This window comes from Kitasatospora sp. NPDC088160, from assembly GCF_044741445.1.
Taxonomy (GTDB): domain Bacteria; phylum Actinomycetota; class Actinomycetes; order Streptomycetales; family Streptomycetaceae; genus Kitasatospora.
Map to the genome: position 1 here is coordinate 478088 of NZ_JBIUSS010000002.1, position 18971 is coordinate 497058.

13 protein-coding genes are annotated in these 18971 nt (G+C 74.8%); all 13 read left to right on the forward strand.

Going from position 1 to position 18971, the window contains the following annotated elements:
- Positions 1-9: 9 nt before the first annotated feature.
- The 13 genes from ACIOGZ_RS04600 to ACIOGZ_RS04660 all read left to right on the forward strand — a co-directional run bounded on the left by ACIOGZ_RS04600 (position 10) and on the right by ACIOGZ_RS04660 (position 18971).
- Positions 10-4620, forward strand: a complete 4611-nt coding sequence (locus tag ACIOGZ_RS04600; protein WP_400984823.1) for an amino acid adenylation domain-containing protein — start codon at positions 10-12, stop codon at positions 4618-4620.
- A gap of 55 nt (positions 4621-4675) precedes the next feature.
- Positions 4676-5449: an alpha/beta fold hydrolase gene (locus tag ACIOGZ_RS04605; protein ID WP_363585122.1), complete on the forward strand. Its 774-nt coding sequence runs from the start codon at positions 4676-4678 to the stop codon at positions 5447-5449.
- Between the two features lie 270 nt (positions 5450-5719).
- Positions 5720-7264 carry a tryptophan halogenase family protein gene (locus ACIOGZ_RS04610; RefSeq protein ID WP_363585120.1) on the forward strand — a complete coding sequence of 515 codons (1545 nt, stop codon included), beginning with the start codon at positions 5720-5722 and terminating at the stop codon, positions 7262-7264.
- Between the two features lie 29 nt (positions 7265-7293).
- Positions 7294-8556, forward strand: a complete 1263-nt coding sequence (locus ACIOGZ_RS04615; protein ID WP_363585118.1) for a cation:proton antiporter — start codon at positions 7294-7296, stop codon at positions 8554-8556.
- A 47-nt stretch (positions 8557-8603) separates the two neighbouring features.
- Complete coding sequence (locus ACIOGZ_RS04620) at positions 8604-9056, forward strand: flavin reductase family protein (RefSeq protein WP_363585116.1); 453 nt, start codon at positions 8604-8606, stop codon at positions 9054-9056.
- Positions 9057-9110: 54 nt separating this feature from the next.
- Positions 9111-10814: a 2-isopropylmalate synthase gene (locus ACIOGZ_RS04625; RefSeq protein ID WP_363585114.1), complete on the forward strand. Its 1704-nt coding sequence runs from the start codon at positions 9111-9113 to the stop codon at positions 10812-10814.
- Positions 10815-10915: 101 nt separating this feature from the next.
- Positions 10916-12337 (forward strand): PLP-dependent aminotransferase family protein, encoded by a 1422-nt coding sequence (locus tag ACIOGZ_RS04630; protein ID WP_363585112.1) that lies wholly within the window; start codon positions 10916-10918, stop codon positions 12335-12337.
- A gap of 82 nt (positions 12338-12419) precedes the next feature.
- A complete protein-coding gene (locus ACIOGZ_RS04635) occupies positions 12420-13442 on the forward strand; it encodes a 3-oxoacyl-ACP synthase (RefSeq protein WP_363585110.1) in 1023 nt (340 codons plus the stop codon).
- Positions 13439-13720, forward strand: coding sequence for a phosphopantetheine-binding protein (locus ACIOGZ_RS04640; RefSeq protein ID WP_363585108.1), 282 nt, complete (start codon positions 13439-13441; stop codon positions 13718-13720). The genes ACIOGZ_RS04635 and ACIOGZ_RS04640 overlap by 4 nt, the downstream gene beginning before the upstream one ends.
- On the forward strand, positions 13704-14867 hold the full coding sequence (locus ACIOGZ_RS04645; RefSeq protein WP_363585106.1) for an acyl-CoA dehydrogenase family protein: 1164 nt from the start codon (positions 13704-13706) through the stop codon (positions 14865-14867). The genes ACIOGZ_RS04640 and ACIOGZ_RS04645 overlap by 17 nt, the downstream gene beginning before the upstream one ends.
- Complete coding sequence (locus ACIOGZ_RS04650; protein WP_363585104.1) at positions 14864-16033, forward strand: HAD-IIIC family phosphatase; 1170 nt, start codon at positions 14864-14866, stop codon at positions 16031-16033. Before ACIOGZ_RS04645 ends, ACIOGZ_RS04650 begins: the two co-directional genes overlap by 4 nt.
- Before the next feature lie 128 nt (positions 16034-16161).
- Positions 16162-17022 carry a 3-hydroxyacyl-CoA dehydrogenase family protein gene (locus ACIOGZ_RS04655; protein ID WP_400326650.1) on the forward strand — a complete coding sequence of 287 codons (861 nt, stop codon included), beginning with the start codon at positions 16162-16164 and terminating at the stop codon, positions 17020-17022.
- Positions 17019-18971, forward strand: a complete 1953-nt coding sequence (locus ACIOGZ_RS04660; protein WP_400984830.1) for a non-ribosomal peptide synthetase — start codon at positions 17019-17021, stop codon at positions 18969-18971. Before ACIOGZ_RS04655 ends, ACIOGZ_RS04660 begins: the two co-directional genes overlap by 4 nt.

Genomic DNA, 18971 nt, shown 5'->3' on the forward strand with positions numbered 1-18971 from the left:
GCAACCGACATGAGTGAGACCCAGACGTCCACGTCCCGCGAGGACCGCATCGCGGCCCTGCCCGAGCACCTGCGGGCCCTGCTGCGGGACCGCCTGGCGGGCGCCGAGGCGCCCGCCCCCGAGGCCGCCGCGAGCACCGCGCTGCGCCCCGCCGACCGTTCCTGCCCGCTGCCGATGTCCTTCGCCCAGCAGCGGATGTGGTTCCTGTACGAGTTCGACCCGGAGTCGGTCGGCTACAACTCCTCCTTCGCGCTGCGGCTGCGCGGCGACCTCGACCGCGCGGCGCTGCACGGCGCGCTGGCCGCCGTCGTCGACCGGCACGAGGCGCTGCGCACCACCTACGACCAGGTGGACGGCGTCCCGGTGCAGGTCCCGCACCCGAGTGTGGACATCCCGCTGCCGGTCGTGGAGGCCGGCGGCGGGACGCCCGAGGAGCGGGAGGAGGAACTGCTGCGGCTGGTCCGCGAGGAGGCCGGCCGGCCCTTCGACCTGCGCACCGGCCCGGTGCTGCGGACCCTCCTCGTCCGGCTCTCCGACCGCGAGCACGTGCTCGTCCTGAGCATCCACCACATCGCGCACGACGGCTGGTCGCTGTCGATCGTCACCCGCGAGCTGGGCCAGTACTACGCGGCCGCGCTCCAGGGGCGCGAACCCGACCTGCCCGCGCCGGGGCCGCAGTACGCGGACTACTCGGTGTGGCAGCGCGAGCGGGCCTCCGGCGGGCGGCTCGACGAGCAGCTCGACTACTGGCGCGAGCAGCTCGACGGCGTCCCCGTGCTGGAGCTGCCGACCGACCGGCAGCGCCCCGCCGTGCCCACCGGGGCGGGCGCCTTCCACGAGTTCAGCGTCCCGGCAGAGACCGTCGCCGGGCTGCGCGAGCTCACCGAGTCCGCCGCGGCGACGCTGTTCATGACGCTCACCGCGGCCACCCAGCTGCTGCTGGCCCGGCTCTCCCGGCAGGAGGACGTCGCGATCGGCACCCCGGTGGCCGGCCGCGACGAGCCCGAACTCGCCGACCTGGTCGGCCTGTTCCTCAACACCCTGGTGCTGCGCGCCCGGACCGAGCCGGGCCTGGGCTTCCGGGACTTCCTGGGCCAGGTCCGCGACACCGTGCTGGCCGGCTTCGACCACGCGGAGGTCCCGTTCGAGCGGGTGGTGGACGCCGTCCAGCCCGAGCGCGACCCCAGCCGGATGCCGCTCGCCCAGGTGCTCATCGTCCTGCAGAACGCCCCCGAGGCGGTCCTCGACCTGCCCGGGCTGACCATGGAGCAGCTGGCCCTGCCGCAGGCGAGCACCGGCTTCGACCTCGTGGTGGCCTTCGAGGAGCGCCCCGACGGCAGCCTCTGGTCCGCCCTGGAGTACAGCACCGACCTGTACGACGAGGCCACGGTGCGCCGCTTCGCCGGCCACCTGACCACCCTGCTCGGCTCGATCGCCGCCGACCCCGACCAGGAGCTGGGCCGGCTCGACCTGCTCGACCCGAAGCAGCACAACCGGCTCACCGTGGACTGGGCCCGCAACCCGGTGGCCTTCCCCGAACAGGACCCGGTGCACCTGCTGGTGGCCAAGCGGGCCGCCGAACGCCCCGACGGCCTCGCGGTGGTGCGCGGCGACGAGCGGCTCAGCTACGCCGAACTCGACCGCCGGGCCGGGCTGTTGGCCGAGGTGCTGCGCTCCCGCGGCACCCGCCCCGGCGACGTCGTCGGCGTCTGCTGCGAGCGCGGCCCCGACCAGGTGGCCGCCACCCTCGCGGTGCTCAAGGCCGGCGCCGCCTTCCTGCCGCTGAACCCGCGCTTCCCGGCCGCCCGCCGGGAGCTGATGCTGGCCGAGACCGGCGCCGGGTTCGTCTTCACCGAACGCGCGCTGGCCGCCGACGCGGGCGAGTCCGCCGCCGAGCCGCTGATCCTGGAGGACCTGCGCCCGCAGCTCGACGCGCACACCGGACCGGTGCCCGAGGGCGACCGGGTGGGGCCGGACGCGCTCGCCTACATCGTCTACACCTCCGGCTCCACCGGGACGCCCAAGGGCGTGCTGCTGGGCCACGGCGGCCTGACCAACGTGGTCAACGCCTCCCGGCTGATTGTCGGCACCGGCCCCGAGAACACGGTGACCCAGCTCTCCTCGCCCAGCTTCGACGGCGCGGTCTGGGAGACCTTCCTCGCCCTCGTCTCCGGCGCGGCGCTCGCCCTCCCGGCGAACGAGTCCGAGGCGCTGGGCAGCGAGCAACTGCGCGCCATGGCGGGAGGCCGGCCCACCGTCCTCGCGCTGCCGCCCGCGGCCCTCGCGGCGGTCGAGCCCGAGGCACTGCCCGCCGGCTCGGTGGTGCTCGCCGTCGGCGACCGCTGCCCGGTCGGCCTGGCCCGCAGGTGGTCGCGGGTCCACCGCTTCATCAACGGCTACGGCCCGACCGAGAACACCGTCGGCGCCACCATGTTCGAGGTCCAGGACGAGGAGGCCGGCAGCCGGCTGTCGATCGGCCGGCCGCTGCCCAACACCGAGGTCTACCTGCTGGACCCGCACGGCAACCCGGTGCCGCCCGCCGTCACCGGCGAGATCCACCTCGGCGGCCGCGGCGTCGCCCAGGGCTACCTGGGCCGCCCGGAGCTGACCGAGCAGCGGTTCGTCCCGCACCCCTTCGCGGACGACCCCGGGGCCCGGCTCTACCGCACCGGCGACCTCGGCGCCTGGCTGCCTGACGGGCGGATCGACTTCCGCGGCCGCGCCGACGACCAGGTCAAGATCCGCGGCTTCCGGGTCGAGCCCGGCGAGATCGAGTCGGCGATGCAGCGCCACCCCGCGGTCGACCAGGCCGCCGTGGTGGTCCGCGAGAGCGACCGCGGCAAGCAGCTCGTCGGCTACCTGGTCGCCGCGCCCGGCCGCGACCGGGGCGAGGCGGTCCGCGAGGTCCGCGAGGCCCTGACCGAGGAACTGCCCGCCTTCATGGTGCCGGCCGCGCTGATCCCGATGGACGCGATGCCGCTCACCACCAACGGCAAGGTCGACCGGGACGCCCTGCCGGACGCCCGGGAGGCCCTGACCAGGGTCTCCACCCCGCCGACCGGCCCGGTGGAGACCGCGCTGGCCGAGGTGTTCCGCTCGGTGCTGGGCATCGAGGACGTCGGCGCCGAGGACGACTTCTTCCTGCTCGGCGGCGACTCCATCCTCTCCACCCAGGTGGTCGCCCGGGCTCGCCAGGAGGGCCTGCACTTCACCGCCCGGGACCTCTTCCAGCACAAGACCGTCGCCGCGCTCGCCAAGGCCGCCGGGACGGGGGAGAGCGGGCCGGCCGAGGAGGACCCGTACCGCACCGGGCCCGTGCCGCTGACCGCCGTGCAGCAGTGGTTCTTCGAGCACCACACCGTCAACCCGGGCCACTTCAACCAGTCGCTGCTGTTCGAACTCGTCCCGGGCACCGACGCCGAGGCCCTGCGCGCCGCCCTGGCCGCGCTGGTCGGGCAGCACGACATGCTGCGCGCCCGCTACACCCGCGACGCCGGGGGCGCCTGGTCCCAGGAGGTGGCGGCCGAGGCCGACGGCTGCTGGGACTTCCAGCGGCTCGACCTCGCCGGGGCGCAGGACGCCGAGGAGCGCGCCACCGAGGCGTTCCGGCAGGCCCAGAGCGGCCTGCGGCTGGCCGACGGGCCGTTGCTGCGCGCCGTCCTGGCCGACCTGGGACCGGACCGCCCGGCCCGGCTGTTCCTCACCGCGCACCACCTGGTGGTCGACGGCGTCTCCTGGCGCATCCTGCTCGACGACCTGCGCTCCGCCTACGCCGACCTGGCGGCCGGCCGGCCCGTGCGGCCCGCCCCGCGCTCCACCTCCTTCGGCCAGTGGTCCCGCCGACTGCGCGAGCACGCCCTGACCGGCGGCTTCGACGACGAGCTGGCGCACTGGCGGTCGCTGCCCGAGCCCGCCGGGGAGCACCTGGACACCGGCCGGTTCGGTGACCGCCGCACCGCGCGGCACACCCTGACCGAGGACGAGACGGAGGCGCTGTTGCGCCGGGTGCCCGGCGTGCTGCGCGCGCAGGTCCACGAGGTGCTGCTGACCGCCCTCGCCCAGGCGCTCGCCGCCCAGGGCCACGCCGGTGACGGCGGCACCGTGATCGACCTGGAGGGGCACGGCCGCGAGGAGATCCTGGACGGCGTCGACCTGTCCCGCACCGTCGGCTGGTTCACCACGATCTACCCGGTGCTGCTCGACGTGCCCGCGGACCTGGCGCCGACCGCCGCCGTCCGGGTGGCCAAGCGCCGGCTGCGGGCCGTCCCGCGCCGCGGCATCGGCCACGGCGTCCTGCGGCTGGCGGCGGCCGTCGAGGCCCGGGAGGACCTGCTGGTCCCGGTGCCCAGGGCCCGGATCGGCTTCAACTACCTCGGCCAGTGGGACAACCAGCTGCCCGAGGGGGACCGGCTGATCCTGCGCCACCTGGACCACGGCGGCGGCGACCACGAGCCGGGCGAGACCCGCACCTACGAGCTGGACGTCGCCGCCGCGGTCGAGGGCGGCCGGATGGAGCTGTCCTGCGTGTACGCGGGCGGCCGGTTCGACGAGGCGGCGGCCACCGCCCTGCTCCAGCGCATGCACGAGGCCCTGCGCGAGATCGTCCGGGCCTGCGGATGACCGGCCGGGCCGGTACGGACACGGCCCCGCGGGGCCGACGGAAGGAAGTGACCGTTTGAACGACGACCAACCCTGGCTGGTGATCCCCCGGCCGCGCCCGGAGGCGACCCGTCGGCTGGTCTGCCTGCCGCACGCCGGCGGCAGCGCGGGCTTCTACCGGCCCTGGGCCAACCACCTCTCGGCGGCCGTCGAACTCCAGCTCGTCCAGTACCCGGGGCGGGAGGAGCGGATCGAGGACCCCTTCGTCCAGGACGCCGCGACCCTGGTGGCCCAGCTGACGCGGGCGCTGCTGGAGACCGACCGTCCCGGCGTCGAGACGGTCGTCTTCGGCCACAGCATGGGCGCGCTGCTCGCGTACGAGACCGTGCAGTCGCTGCACGCGCAGGGCCTGCCGGTGGCCCGGCTGGTGCTCTCCGGCTACCCGCCGCCGCAGGCGCCGGCCGGCTCCGGCGACGGACCGGTCGGGCGGGCGCCGGCCCGGCCCCGCGGCGACGACGAGCTCCTCGCCACGGTCGCGGGCCACGGCGGGACCCAGATGTCGATCTTCGACGACCCGGACATCCGGGAGATGGTGCTGCCGATCCTGCGCAACGACTACCTGCTGATCGACTCCTACCGGCCCACCGCGCTGCGCCCGGTGGACTGCGGGGTCGTGGTGCTCACCGGGGACTCCGACGTCACGGTGAGCGTCGAGCGGGCCCGCGGCTGGGAGGCGCTGGCCGGCAAGGAGTTCGCGTTCCACGTGCTGCCCGGCGGGCACTTCTACCTGACCGCGCAGCGGGCCCGGGTCATCTCCTTGCTGCACGACTACCTGCTGGACGGGGACTGAGCCGGCCCGGCCGGGCCGCGAACCCCCGCCGAACGCCCGTCGAACCCCCGCCGAATTCCGGCGAGTTCCGCCGAACAGATGGCACCCCCAACCATCGGGTGCCATCTGTTCGGCATGTCGGAAAACCCCCGGCGAACGCCGGGACGCGCTGGAGTGCGTGTTTCCGCTGAGGCTTAAAAGCCTGTTTTCCGGAGGCTCCGCTGCCGCAGGATTTCGAGCCATGGGACAGCCCGGGGCTCCGGGTTGAACGACCGGCTGAGAGGGTCAGGAATGCTGGGCAACGTCGTCATCGTCGGTGGTGGGACATCCGGTTGGATGGCCGCCTCGTACCTGCGCGCCGCATTCGGCGATCGCATTTCCGTCACGCTGGTGGAATCCAAGCGAATCAAGTCCATCGGGGTCGGCGAGGCGACCTTCAGCACCGTCCGGCATTTCTTCAACTACCTGGGCCTGCCGGAGCACGTCTGGATGCCCAAGTGCAATGCCACCTACAAGCTCGGCATCCGATTCGAGAACTGGCGGCGCAAGGGCCACTACTTCTACCACCCCTTCGAGCGCCTCCGGGTCGTCGACGGCCTGCCGCTCACCGACTGGTGGCTGAACAGCCGCTCCGGCGACCGCTTCGACCAGGACGTGTTCCTGATGGCCGCGATCTGCGACGCCGAGAAGTCCCCGCGCTACCTCGACGGCACCCTCTTCGAGCAGGACTTCAAGGAGGGCGGCAACACGACCGAGCGCGACACCCTCACGGAGCAGGACACCCAGTTCCCGTACGCCTACCAGTTCGACGCCTCGCTGCTGGCCGACTTCCTCTCCGGGTACGCCACCGAGCGCGGCGCCAAGCACATCGAGGACGACGTCGTCGAGGTCGTCCAGGACGAGCGCGGCTGGATCAGCGGCGTGCGCACCAAGGAACACGGCCTGATCGAGGGCGACCTCTTCATCGACTGCACCGGCTTCCGCGGCCTGCTGATCAACCAGACCCTGGAGGAGCCGTTCACCTCCTTCCAGGACACCCTGCCCAACAACCGCGCGGTGGCGCTGCGCGTCCCGGTCGACATGGAGAAGCGCGGCCTGCGCCCCTGCACCACCGCCACCGCCTCGGACGCCGGCTGGATCTGGACCATCCCGCTGTTCGGCCGCATCGGCACCGGCTACGTCTACTCCGACGAGTACGCGACGCCCGAGGAGGCCGAGGCCACGCTGCGGGCCAAGGTCGGCCCGGAGGCGGAGGGCCTGGAGGCCAACCACATCAGGATGCGGATCGGCCGCACCCGCAACGCCTGGGTCAACAACTGCGTCGCCATCGGCCTGTCCAGCGGCTTCGTCGAGCCCCTGGAGTCGACCGGCATCTTCTTCATCCAGCAGGGCATCGAGGAACTGGTCAAGCACTTCCCGGACGCCGACTGGGACCCGGGGCTGCGCCGCTCCTACAACCGCATCGTCGGCAACACCATCGACGGCGTACGGGAGTTCCTCGTCCTGCACTACAAGGCCGCGGCCCGCGAGGACAACGCCTACTGGCGGGACGCCAAGACCCGGGTGATGCCCGACGGCCTGGCCGAGCGGATCGAGCTGTGGAAGGCCAAGCCTCCGACGGAGGCCACCATCTTCCCGCACTTCCACGGGTTCGAGTCCTACTCCTACCTGGCCATGCTGCTCGGCCTCGGCGGCATCGAGCTCAAGGCCCCGCCCGCGCTCGCCCTTCAGGACGGCAGCCGCGCGGAGAAGGAGTTCCAGCTGCTGAGCGACCAGTCCGCCGAGCTCCTGAAGCGCCTGCCCAGCCAGTACGAGTACCTCGCCCAGATGCACTGACCCTTCGGCGCCCCGAGAAAGGAGGCACCATGGACAGTCTTCCGTACGTACCGGCCGCGGTGACGCTCGCTCTGCTCGTCCCCGTGGCACTGCTCGGACGCCGGCTGGCGAAGCTGCTGCGGCAGCCGGAGATCGTCGGCGAGATCATGGCCTGCCTCCTGCTCGGGGCGCTGCTGGCGAGCCAGTGGCACTGGAAGCCGGCCACCATGGACGGCGGGGCCGTCCTGGAGAAGGCGGGCCACCTCGGCCTCGCGCTCTTCCTGGTGGGCGCCGTCCACGAGATCCGGGCCGGCGGCAGCCGGCTGGGCGGGCGCACCATCGCGATGACCGCCACCGGTTCGCTGCTGCTGCCGCTCGGCTGCGGCGTCGCGTTCGCCGCGTGGGTGCTGGCCGACGGCTCCCCGGCCCTGCGCGGCGGCGCCCCGGCCGGGGTGCTGGTCCTGATGCTGGCGATCGCGCTGGCGGTCACCGCCGTACCGGTGCTGGCCGGCATCCTGGACGACCGCGGCATGCTCAACACCGCGATCGGCCGGCTCTGCATGGCGGTCGCGGTCTCCATCGACGCCGTCACCTGGTCGCTGCTGGCGATCGCGGTCGGCCTGGCGCACGGCGGCGGGAAGATCACCCCGTACCTGGTGTTCGTCGTCGGCCTGCTGGGAGCCTGGCTGCTCCGCCGGGCCGGAGCCCTGCCCGGGCCCCGGGCCTGGGCCGAGCGGATCCCGGTGGCGGTGCCGATCGGGCTGACCGCCGCCGCGGCCGTGGCCGCCGCCCTGACCACCTCGCGGCTGGGCCTCACCGACGTGCTCGGCGCCGTCCTGGTCGCCCTGGCGCTGCCGGGCGACGACGGCGCCGGCCCCTGGACCAGGGCCGCCCACACCGTCGGCGGCTGGGGCCGGATCGTGCTGCCGCTGCTGTTCACGGTGACCGGCATGGGCCTCGCCTCGGCGCCGCTCAGCGTGTTCTCCTGGCAGGCCGTCGTCCTGTCCGTGGTGCTCGCGATCTTCGGCAAGCTGGTCGGCAGCTACTACGGCGCCCGGGCGGCCGGCCGGCCTCCGGTCGAGTCCATGCGGATCGCGGTGTTCCTCAACGCCCGCGGCCTGACGGAGCTCGCCGTCCTCCAGACGGGTTACCAGGCCGGGATCCTCACCCCGGCGCTCTTCCTCGCCCTCGTCGTGATGGCCCTGTTCACGACGGTGCTCAGCGGTCCGCTGCTGTGGGTCATCGACCGGCGCACGGCGAGCGTGGACGCGCCCCGGACCGCGGAGCCGGTCCCCTACCCAGTCGAGCGGTGAATCACGTGGAACTCGTCACCTCAACCCCCTCCGATTTCCGGACCTTCATGTCCGGCTTCCCGAGCGGCGTCGCCATCGTCACCTCGCTGGACGACGCGGGCCGGCCCTGGGGCATGACCTGCTCCGCCCTGTGCAGCGTCACCGTCGAACCGCCCACCCTGCTGGTCGGCATGCGGGCGGAGAGCCCGACCCTGAAGGCCGTGCTGCGCAGCGGCCAGTTCGCGGTGAACCTGCTGCACGCCGAGGGCCGCGGCACCGCCGAACTGTTCGCCTCCGGCGACCCGGACCGGTTCGACGCGACCACCTGGCGGCTGCCCCCCGGCGCCGGCGGACCCCACCTCGTCCACGACGCCCACGCGGTGGCCGACTGCCGGGTCAGCCAGCTGGTCCCCGTCGGCGGCCAGCGGATGGTCTTCGGCGAGGTCATCCGGATCACCGAGCTCAGCGACGCGTCGCCGCTGCTCTACGGGAGGAGACAGTTCAGCACCTGGCCCGCCTAGCAGAGCTAGCAGAGCGTCCCCACAAGACGCCCAGACCACCGTTGTGGAGGAGAGATGACCGCTCAACCCACCGACGCGGACACGCCGCAGGGCACACCCGCCCGCGACCAGGGCATCCAGCGCCACAGCGCGATGCCGGTCCGGAAGTACCAGCCGTACCAGGCGGTCGGGCTGCCCGACCGCGGCTGGCCGGGCCGCCGCGCGGAGCAGGCCCCGCTGTGGTGCAGCGTCGACCTGAGGGACGGCAACCAGGCCCTGACCGACCCCATGGACATCACCCGCAAGCGGCGGATGTTCGACCTGCTGGTCGCCATGGGGTTCAAGGAGATCGAGGTCGGCTTCCCCACCTCCTCGCAGGACGACCACGCCTTCCTCCGCCACCTCGTCGACACCGGCGCGATCCCGGACGACGTCGTCGTCCAGGTCATGACGCCGATCCGCGGCGACTTCATCGAACGCACCGTCAAGGCCCTGGAGGGCGTGCCGCGCGCCGTCCTCCAGATCTTCAACCCGACCTCGGAGGTCCAGCGCCGCCTGGTCTTCCGCAAGGACCGCCGGCAGACCACCGCCATGGCGCTCGACGGGGCCGAACAGGCCCTCAAACTCCAGGACTCGATCCCCGGCACGGAGATCTACCTCCAGTACGCGCCGGAGTCCTACACCCAGACCGAGCCGGACTACGCGCTCGAACTCTGCAACGCCGTCCTCGACTTCTGGGCCCCGCGGGCCGCGCACACGCTGCGGATCAACCTGCCCTCCACCGTCGAGGTGTTCCCGCCGCAGGAGTTCGCCGACCGGATCGAGTACACCCACCGCAACCTGCTCCACCGCGAGCGCACCATCCTCGGCGTGCACCCGCACAACGACCGCGGCAGCGGCGTCGCCGCCGCCGAACTCGCCGTCCTCGCCGGGGCGGACCGGGTCGAGGGCACCCTGTTCGGCAACGGCGAGCGCTCCGGCAACGTCTGTCTGGTCACCCTGGCCATGAACCTGTTCTCCCAGGGCGTCGACCCGATGCTGGACCTGAGCGACATCGACGGCATCCGCCGCATCGTCGAGAGCTGCAACCAGATGCCCGTCCACGCCCGCCACCCGTGGGCCGGCGACTTCGTCTACACCTCCTTCGCAGGCTCCCACCAGGACGCCATCGCCAAGGGCCTGCGCGCCCGCGAGGAGTCCGGGCAGGAGGTCTGGGACGTGCCGTACCTGCCGATCGACCCGCGCGACATCGGCCGCGACTACCAGGCGCTGATCCGGATCAACACCCAGTCCGGCAAGGGCGGCATCGCCCACCTGCTGCGCACCGAGTACGGCATCGAGCTGCCGCGCCGCCTCCAGATCGACTTCGCCGCCGAGATGCAGGCGGTCTGCGAGGAGATCGGCGGCGAGATCACCGGCGACCAGCTGTGGGAGCACTTCGTCGAGCGGTACGTGGCGCTGGGCACCGAGACCGTGCCCGGCCTGCCGGAGCCGGAGCCGCTGGTGGCGGAGCCCGGCGACACCCGCTGGAGCGGGGCCACCGCCGAGGCGGTGGCCGGCTACGGGCTCGACGCCGTCGTCCAGGGCCTCGTCGTGGAGCGGGCCGGCGCACCGCTGAACGCGGTCACCGCCGCCTTCGAGATCGTCGTGGACTCCCACTCCTACTGGGGAGTCGGCATCGCTGAGGAGGAGGGCGAGGCCGTCGGCCGGGCCGTCCGGGCCGCGTCCCTGCGGGCGCTGCTGGACACCGAGCGGTCCGGTCTGTCCGAGGCCCGCTAGGGCCACCGGGCTGACGGGCCGGGCAGGGCCGGGCCGACGGGCTGAACAGGTCCGGAGGGCTTTGACAGGGCCGCCGTGGGCGGGGGAGGGAGGAACCAAGCATGCCCTGGAACACCTTGATCGACGTGGCACGGGAGGACGTGCTCCCGCTGACCGCCCAGATCCGGGACGGCATCAAGCGGGAGATCGCCGAGGGGGCGCTGCACCCCGGCACCCGGCTGCCGTCGAGCCGTCAGCTCGCCGAGGACCTCCGGGTGTCCCGCAGCGTCGTCGTCGAGGCCTACGGGCAACTCGTCGCCGGCGGCTACCTGGAGGCGACCCGGGGGTCGGGCACCCGGGTCGCCACCCACCTGGACCGGGGCACCCGGATGCCGACCCTGCTCGGCGACGCCCGCCCCGCCCCGGTGATCCGCTGGGACCTGCGGGCCGGCGGCGCCGACGCCTCCGCCTTCCCCCAGCGCGAGTGGCTGGCCGCCTACCAGCGGGCCGCGCGCCGGCTCGGCCCGCGCGACCTCGGGTACCCGCCGGTGTCCGGCGTCCCGGCGCTGCGCGCCGAACTCGCCCGCTACCTCGGGCGGGCGCGCGGCGTGCACACCACCCCCGAGCACGTCATGGTGGTGTCCGGGTTCGCCCAGACGCTCGGCCTGGTCTGCGCCACGCTGCCCCGCACCGGCCTCGGCGCGCTCGCCGTCGAGGACCCGTGCCACCCGCAGCAGCGCCAGTTCATCGTCGAGTCGGGCCTGGACTGCCCGTCCGTCCCGGTCGACGAGCAGGGCATCGACGTGGCCGCGCTGGCCCGCACCGGCGCCCGCGCGGTGCTGGTCACCCCCGCCCACCAGTTCCCCACCGGCGCCGTGCTCAGCGCCGAGCGGCGGGCCGCCCTGGTCCGCTGGGCGGAGGACGTGGACGGCTGGATCATCGAGGACGACTACGACGGCGACCTCTGGCTGGACCACGGCCGCCGGCCCACCGCGCTGCAACGGCTGTCCCCCTCCCGGGTGCTCTACGCGGGCACCGCGAGCAAGTCGCTGGCCTCCGGGATGCGGCTGGGCTGGCTGGTCGCCCCGCCCCGGCTGCGCCGCCGCCTGGAGGAGGTCCGCTCCCAACGGGACCTCGGCTGCGACGTGTTCACCCAGCACGCGTTCGCCGAACTGCTGGACGGCGGCGAACTCGACCGCCACCTGCGGCGCCAGCGCGAACGGCTGCGGGCCCGCCGCGAGGTCTTCCACGAGGCCGTGCGGCGCCGGCTGCCGGGGGCCCGGATCGTGGGCGCCTTCGCCGGGCTGCACGCCTACGTCCAGCTCCCGCACCGGGTGGACGAGGCCGCGCTGGTCGCCCGGGCGCTGCGCCGCTCGGTGCTGGTGCGCGGCGGCCGCTCGTACCACCACCGGTCCTGGCAGTCCGGGCCGGCCCTGGTGGTGGGGTACGCCGGGGTGCCCCGCAGCGGCGTCGCCGAGGCGGTGCGGGAACTGGGCGAGGCCTACGCCGAGTCGGCGGCGGACGGCTGCCTGCGCAGTGCCTGAGCCGCGCCCCGGCTCGGCCCGGAACGCGACCGTACGACACCGAGAGACGCCCGGACGGACAGTGGAGAGTCGAGGACACGGCATGGTGACGACGAGGACGGGCGGCGCCCCCGCGCCGCTCGCGGTGCGCGAGGCGGCCTGGCATCTGCCGGAGCAGCGGGTGCTGGTCGGCGAACTGCCCGAACTGGCGGGCCTGGACGGCGAACGCCGAACCACGCTGGCCGGCCTGGGGATCGACACCGTGGCCGTCGACCGCGAACTCGGCCCGACCGGGCTGGCCGAGCGGGCGGCCCGCAGCGCGCTCGCCGGCGCCGGGCTCGCCGCCCAGGACCTGGACGCCCTGATCGTCGTCGACTCCCGGGCCCCCGAGACCCTGCTCAGCTCCGAGGCGACCAGGCTCCAGGCCCGGCTCGGCGCCGACCAGGCCGTCACCTTCGGCGTCGGCGGCCTCGGCTGCGTCTCGCTCGGCCCGGCCCTGCTCGCCGCCCGCGGACTGCTCGCCGCCGACCCGGACGTCCGGCACGTCCTGGTCGCGCACGCCTCCACCCCGGCCACTCCCGGCCGCTACCGGCACCCCGTCACCGTCAACGGGGACGCCGGGCAGGCCCTGCTGCTCGCCCGCACCGGCCCGGTGCGGGTGCTCGACCTGGTCCAGGAGACCAACGGCGCGTACTGGGACCTCTTCCGGGTGGACTACCGGGACCGCCCCTGGGAGCGCTGGCAGGAGGAGTGCCGGGACCTGCCCGGCTACTCCTTCCGGCTCGCGGTGGAGACCAGGAACCGGCTCACCGCGCTCCTGGAGCGGCTGCTCAAGCGGCACGGCCTCGACCGCGCCGACGTCGCCGGCTACGCCAGCCAGAACCTCTCGGCGGGCGGACTGCGCTTCCTGGCGGAGTCGCTGGGTGTCGAACTCCTGCCGGAGTGCAAGGAGAACCTGTCCCGGTACGGCCACCTGGGGCCGAACGACGTCTTCCTCAACCTCTGGACGGCGCTGGCGAACGGGCGGCTGGCCGAGGGCGACCGGGTCGTCCTGGTCAACGTCAGCCCGGTGGCGGCCTGGAACCTGCTGCTGGTGGAAATCGGACCCTGGGAGAGCACCGCGTGACCGACACGGCAATCGAGATACGGGAGTTCCTGACCGTCGCACTGCGCCGGCCGGTGGCGCCGGACGAGGACTACTTCGCACTGGGGCTCGCGGACTCGCTGTTCGCGCTGGAGCTGGTGGTCTTCGTCGAGGAGCGGTTCGACATCCGGATCGAGGTGGACGACCTCGACCTGGACTCCTTCCGCACCGCCGAGCGGATCGCCGCGCTGGTCGAGCGCAAGCGGGCCGGCCTGGGCGCGGGCGGGGAGACGGGGGCCGGCTGTGCCGCCCACGGCTAGCGAGACCCGTCCGTCCGCCCCGTCCGACCTGGGGGCTTCGGTGGTCGACGCCGCCGCCGAGCTGGCCGCCGCCGTCCGCGACGATGCCGCCCGCTGGGACGAGCAGGGCGCGCTGCCCGACGAGGCCGTCCGCGCGGTGGCCGCCGCCGGGCTGCTCGGCCTCGACCTGCCCGCCCGCCACGGCGGCGCCGGCGCCACCCCGGCCCAGCTGGGCGAGGCCGTCGCGCACCTGGGCGGCGTCTGTGGCGCCCTGCGCGCGCTGCTCACCGTCCAGGGCATGACGGCCGCGGCGCTGCTGCGCTGGGGCGGCGAGGAGCAGCGCGCGCGGTGGCTGCCCGCACTGGCCTCCGGCGAACGCCTCGCCGGCTTCGCCGCCACCGAACGGGAGGCCGGCAGCGCGCTCGCCGAGGTCGGGACGCGGATCGAGGACGACGGCGAACGGCTGGTCGTCACCGGCGCCAAGCGCTGGGTGACCTTCGGGCAGAGCGCCGACGTGTTCCTGGTGCTGGGGCGCACCGACGCCGGCCCGACGGCCGTCCTGGTGGAGGCCGACCGGCCCGGGATCGTCCGCGAGCCCGTCAGCGGCCAACTCGGCCTGCGCGCCGCGCGGATCGCCCACCTCACCTTCGACCGGGTGCGGGTGCCCCGGGAGAACCTGGTGGCGCCGCCCGGGCTGGGCCTGACCCACACCTCCGCCGTGGCGCTGGACCACGGCCGGTTCACGGTGGCCTGGGGCTGCGTCGGCATGGCGGAGGCCTGCCTGGCCGACGCCGCCGAGCACGCCGCGCGCCGGGTCCAGGGCGGCGTGCCGCTGGCCGGGCACCAGCTGGTGCGCTCGCTGCTCGCCCGCTCCGCCGTCGACACGGCGGCCGCCCGGGCGCTGGCCGAGCGGGCCGCCGAGGCCCGGGTCGGCTCGCCGCTGGGCGCCGCCACCGAGACCGTGGTCGCCAAGTACGCGGCGGCCGGGGCGGCGAAGGCGGTCGCCGACCGGGCCGTCCAGATCCTCGGGTCGGCGGGCTGCGAGCCCGGCGTCCGGGCCGGCCGGTTCTACCGGGACGCCAAGGTGATGGAGATCATCGAGGGCAGCCCGCAGGTCGCCGAACTGCACATCGCCGACCGCCTGTTGCGCCAGGGGGTGCGCCGATGACCGGGCCGCAGCAGAGCGGGGCGGAGCAGAGTAGGGCGGAGCCGACCGTCAAGGTCCTGGTCTGGGATCTCGACGACACGCTCTGGGACGGCACCGTGCTGGAGGGCGACGATCCGGTGCCGTTCCCCGCCGCGACTGCCGCCCTGCGGGCGCTGGACGAGCGCGGCGTCCTGCACGCCGTCGCCAGCCGGAGCGACCGGGCCGTCGCCACCGCGCACCTGGAACGGCTCGGACTGCACGAGCTGTTCACCGTGCTGGAGATCGGCTGGGGGCCCAAGTCGGGCGCGGTGCGCCGGATCGCCGAGACCATCGGCATCGGGCTGGACACCGTGGCCTTCGTCGACAACGACCCGGTCGAGCGCGCCGAAGTGGCCGCCGCCCACCCCGTGGTGCGCTGCTACCCGGCCGAGCAGGTCGCCGCACTGGCCGAACTGCCGGAGTTCCGGCCCGAGTTCGTCACCTCCGACGCCCGTGAACGCCGGTTGCGTTACCGCGGCGAGGCGCTCCGCACCCAGGCCCGGGAGGATCACCAGGGCACCCCCGAGGAGTTCCTCGCCTCACTGGGACTGGAGCTGACGGTCCGTCGGGCCGGGTCGGACGACCTCGCCCGCGCCCACGAACTCACCGTCCGCACCCACCAGCTCAACACCACCGGCCGGACCTACGGCCTGCCGGAGCTGCGCGCGCTGTGCGACTCGCCCGACCACCGGGTGCTGGTCGCCGAACTGACCGACCGGTTCGGCGACTACGGCACCATCGGCCTCGCGCTGAGCGAGCGGACCGGGCACCGGGAGGGCGACGGCCCGGCCGGGCCGGCCGAGGTGCTGCGGCTGCTCCTGCTGTCCTGCCGGGTGATGTCCCGGGGCATCGGGCCGGCGCTGATCGGGCACGTCGTGCGCGCGGCCCTCGCCGAAGGGCGCCGCCCGCTGGCCGAGTTCGTGCCCACCGACGTCAACCGGGTGATGCTGGTGAACCTCCGGTTCGCCGGGTTCACCGTGGTGGGCCAGGAGGGGGAGGGTCGGCTGCTGCTCGGCTACCCGCCCGCCGCTCCGCCGCCCCCGCCGCCGGGCCACCTGCGGCTGATCACCCCCGAGGCCCCCGCGGCGTCCAACGCCCCTGTCGCCCTCGAGGCCCCCGACGCCCCCGACGCCCGGAGCCGGCCGTGACCGGGCCGGAATCCGTCGTGACCAGGAAGGACACCGTGCACCCGCAAGACACCCAGAACCGCGAGGCAGGCGAGGCCCGGGCGGCCCGCACCGACCGGATCCCGGTCGGGCTCGTCGGCGCCGGCACGATGGGCACCGCCGTCGCCCAGGTCTTCGCCGCGGCCGGGCACCCCGTGGTGGTGGTCGACCGGCAGCGGGCCGCCCTCGACGCCGGCCCCGGCCGGCTGCGGGACGGGCTGCGCGCCGCGCGGCTGCTCGGCCGCCGCCCGGCCCCCGGGGAGGCTCGTGCCGAGACCCCCGGCGAGGCCCGCCCCTCGGCGGCGGAGACCGTCGAACTGGTCGACTGGACGGACGAGTTCGGGCGCCTCGCGGTGGCCGGCTTCGTGGTGGAGTGCGCCTCCGAGCGGCTGGCCGTCAAGGAGCGGGTGCTCCGGGAGCTCGACCGGGTCTGCGCCCCCGCCACGGTGTTCGCCTCCTGCACCTCGGCGATCCCGGTCGAGCGGCTCGCCTCCTACACCGACCGGGCCGACCGGGTGCTCGCCACGCACTTCATGAACCCCGCGTACCTCAAGGAAACCGTCGAGGTGGTGCGCGGCCCGGCCACCACCGCCCGGACGCTGGAGACCACCCTCGCCCTGCTCGCCGGGGTCGGCCGCCGCGCCCACGTCGTCCGCGACTCGCCGGGTTTCGTCTCCAACCGGGTGCTGATGCCGATGGTCAACGACGCGGCCGCCCGGGTGCAGGAGGGCGTGGCCGACGCGGAGACCGTCGACCTGATCTTCCAGGAGTGCTTCGGCCACGCCATGGGCCCGCTGCGCACGGCGGACCTGATCGGGCTCGACACCATCGTCGACACCCTCGACGTCCTGCTGGAGACCACCGGCGACGAGCGGTTCCGGCCCTGCGACCTGCTGCTCGACCTGGTGCGGCGAGGACACTTCGGCCGCAAGACCGGGCTGGGCTTCTACGCCTACGGGACCCGCCCGTGACCGCCGGCCGCCCTGCCCCCGACGTGCTCGACCTGATGCGCGAGCGGTTCCGTACGCTGCCCGACCGGACCGCCGTGACGGTCGGCGAGCAGAGCCTGACGTATCGTCAACTCGATCTCGAAGCAAGCATGTTGGCCGATCGGCTGGCCGCCGTCGGGGTCGCCCCCGGTCGGCTCGTCCTGATCCACCGCCGCCAGGGCGTGCGCACCGTCGTCGGCATGCTGGCCGCGCTGCGGCTGGGCGCCGCCTGGTGCGTCCTGGAACCCGAGCGCCCCGCCGCGATGGTGCGCGCCCTGCTGCGCGACAGCGGCTGCGCCGTCCTGGTGTACGACGACGGCGACCCGGCCACCCCGCCCGCCGCCGTACGGGAGTTGACGGCCGGCTGCGGGCAGCCCGTCACGGTGGTGGCCGAGAGCGGACCGGCCCCGGCCCCGGCCGTGTCTCCGGACGCAGGCCGGTCGGACGCCGTGGTGCCCCCGACCGCACCGGCCTACGCCGTCACCACCTCCGGGACCACCGGGGAGCCCAAGGCCGTCCTGGTCTCCCGCGGCGCGCTCGCCCACCTGGTCGCCTCCCGCGCCGAGGGCCCCGCCGCGACCACCTTCACCGCCTCCCGGCTCTCCTGGGACGCGCCGCTGCTGATGCTGTTCCACACGCTCTGCGGCGGCGGCACGGCGGTGCTGCCCGACGAACGGGCCCTGCCCGACCCGGAGGCCGCCGCCGCGCTGATCCGCCGCCACCGGGTCGAGGTGGCGGTCAGCCCGCCCTCGTTCCACGTGCTGGTGCTGCCCCACCTGGCCGGCGCCGACGCCCACCTGCGGCAGTGGATCGTCGGCGGGGAGGCGCTGTCGGCCGCGCAGGCCGAGCGGCACCGGGCCGTCCTGCCCGGCACCCGGCTGGTCAACGAGTACGGCGCCACCGAGACCACCGTCACCGTGCTCGCCCAGCCGGTCGCGTCCGCGCCGCTCGACCCCGTCCCGATCGGGCGGTCCACCCCGGGCAACCGGATCCACCTGCTGGACGAACGGCTCGCCCCGGTCGGGCCCGGGCGGACCGGCGAGCTGTACGTGGCCGGGCCGCAGGTCGCCGAGGGCTACGCCGGGCGCCCGGCCGAGACCGCGCTGCGCTTCCTCCCCGACCCCTTCGCCACCACCCCCGGCGCCCGGATGTACCGCACCGGGGACCTCGCCTCCGCCGACCCCACCGGGGCGCTGGTGTTCCGCGGCCGGGCCGACGGGCAGCTCAAGGTGCGCGGCGTCCGGGTCGAACGCGAGGCCGTCGAAGCGGCGCTGGAACGCCACCCCGCCGTCCGGCAGGCCGCCGTCCTCGCCGTGACCGGCCCCGACGGCACCACCGCGCTGGCCGCGTGCTGGCTCCCCGCCGACCCCGCCGCCCCCGCGCCGGACACCGCCGAACTCCTGGCGCACTGCACCGCCCTGCTCGGCGGCCAGGCCCGGCCGGAGCGCTTCGTCCGGGTGGCCGGCTTCCCGCTCGCGCCGTCCGGCAAGACCGACCTCCAGGTGCTGCGCGCCCTACTCGCCGAAGACCACGGCGAGACCGGCGACCCCGGCGAGACCGGCGGGCCGGACGGTCTCGGCGGACGCGACGAGCCCGCCGAGGCGGACGGCGCCCCGCGGCTCGTGACGCGTTACTGGACCGAGGTCCTCGGGCACGGCGACTTCGGACCGGACGACGACTTCTTCGCCGTCGGCGGCAACTCGCACCGGATCGTCGAACTCCACCTGCGCCTCGAAGGCCGCTGGCCCGGCGCCGTCCGCGTCGGCCGGCTCTTCGACCTGCGCACCGTCGCCGAGCAGGCCGCGGCCGTCGCCCCGGAGCCCGTCGCCCCGGAGCCCGTCGCCCCGGAGCCCGCCAACCCGGAGCCCGTCGCCCCGGCGGCCGGAGCGCCCACGGGCGGCGCCCGGCCCGACGCCGCGTACGAAGTCTGA

Coding starts and splice junctions, on each gene's coding strand:
- ACIOGZ_RS04610 (WP_363585120.1), top strand. CDS start 5,720: ATGCTGGGCAACGTCGTCATCGTCGGTGGTGGGACATCCGGTTGGATG.
- ACIOGZ_RS04655 (WP_400326650.1), top strand. CDS start 16,162: ATGGGCACCGCCGTCGCCCAGGTCTTCGCCGCGGCCGGGCACCCCGTG.
- ACIOGZ_RS04615 (WP_363585118.1), top strand. CDS start 7,294: ATGGACAGTCTTCCGTACGTACCGGCCGCGGTGACGCTCGCTCTGCTC.
- ACIOGZ_RS04600 (WP_400984823.1), top strand. CDS start 10: ATGAGTGAGACCCAGACGTCCACGTCCCGCGAGGACCGCATCGCGGCC.
- ACIOGZ_RS04620 (WP_363585116.1), top strand. CDS start 8,604: ATGTCCGGCTTCCCGAGCGGCGTCGCCATCGTCACCTCGCTGGACGAC.
- ACIOGZ_RS04630 (WP_363585112.1), top strand. CDS start 10,916: ATGCCCTGGAACACCTTGATCGACGTGGCACGGGAGGACGTGCTCCCG.
- ACIOGZ_RS04650 (WP_363585104.1), top strand. CDS start 14,864: ATGACCGGGCCGCAGCAGAGCGGGGCGGAGCAGAGTAGGGCGGAGCCG.
- ACIOGZ_RS04625 (WP_363585114.1), top strand. CDS start 9,111: ATGACCGCTCAACCCACCGACGCGGACACGCCGCAGGGCACACCCGCC.
- ACIOGZ_RS04635 (WP_363585110.1), top strand. CDS start 12,420: ATGGTGACGACGAGGACGGGCGGCGCCCCCGCGCCGCTCGCGGTGCGC.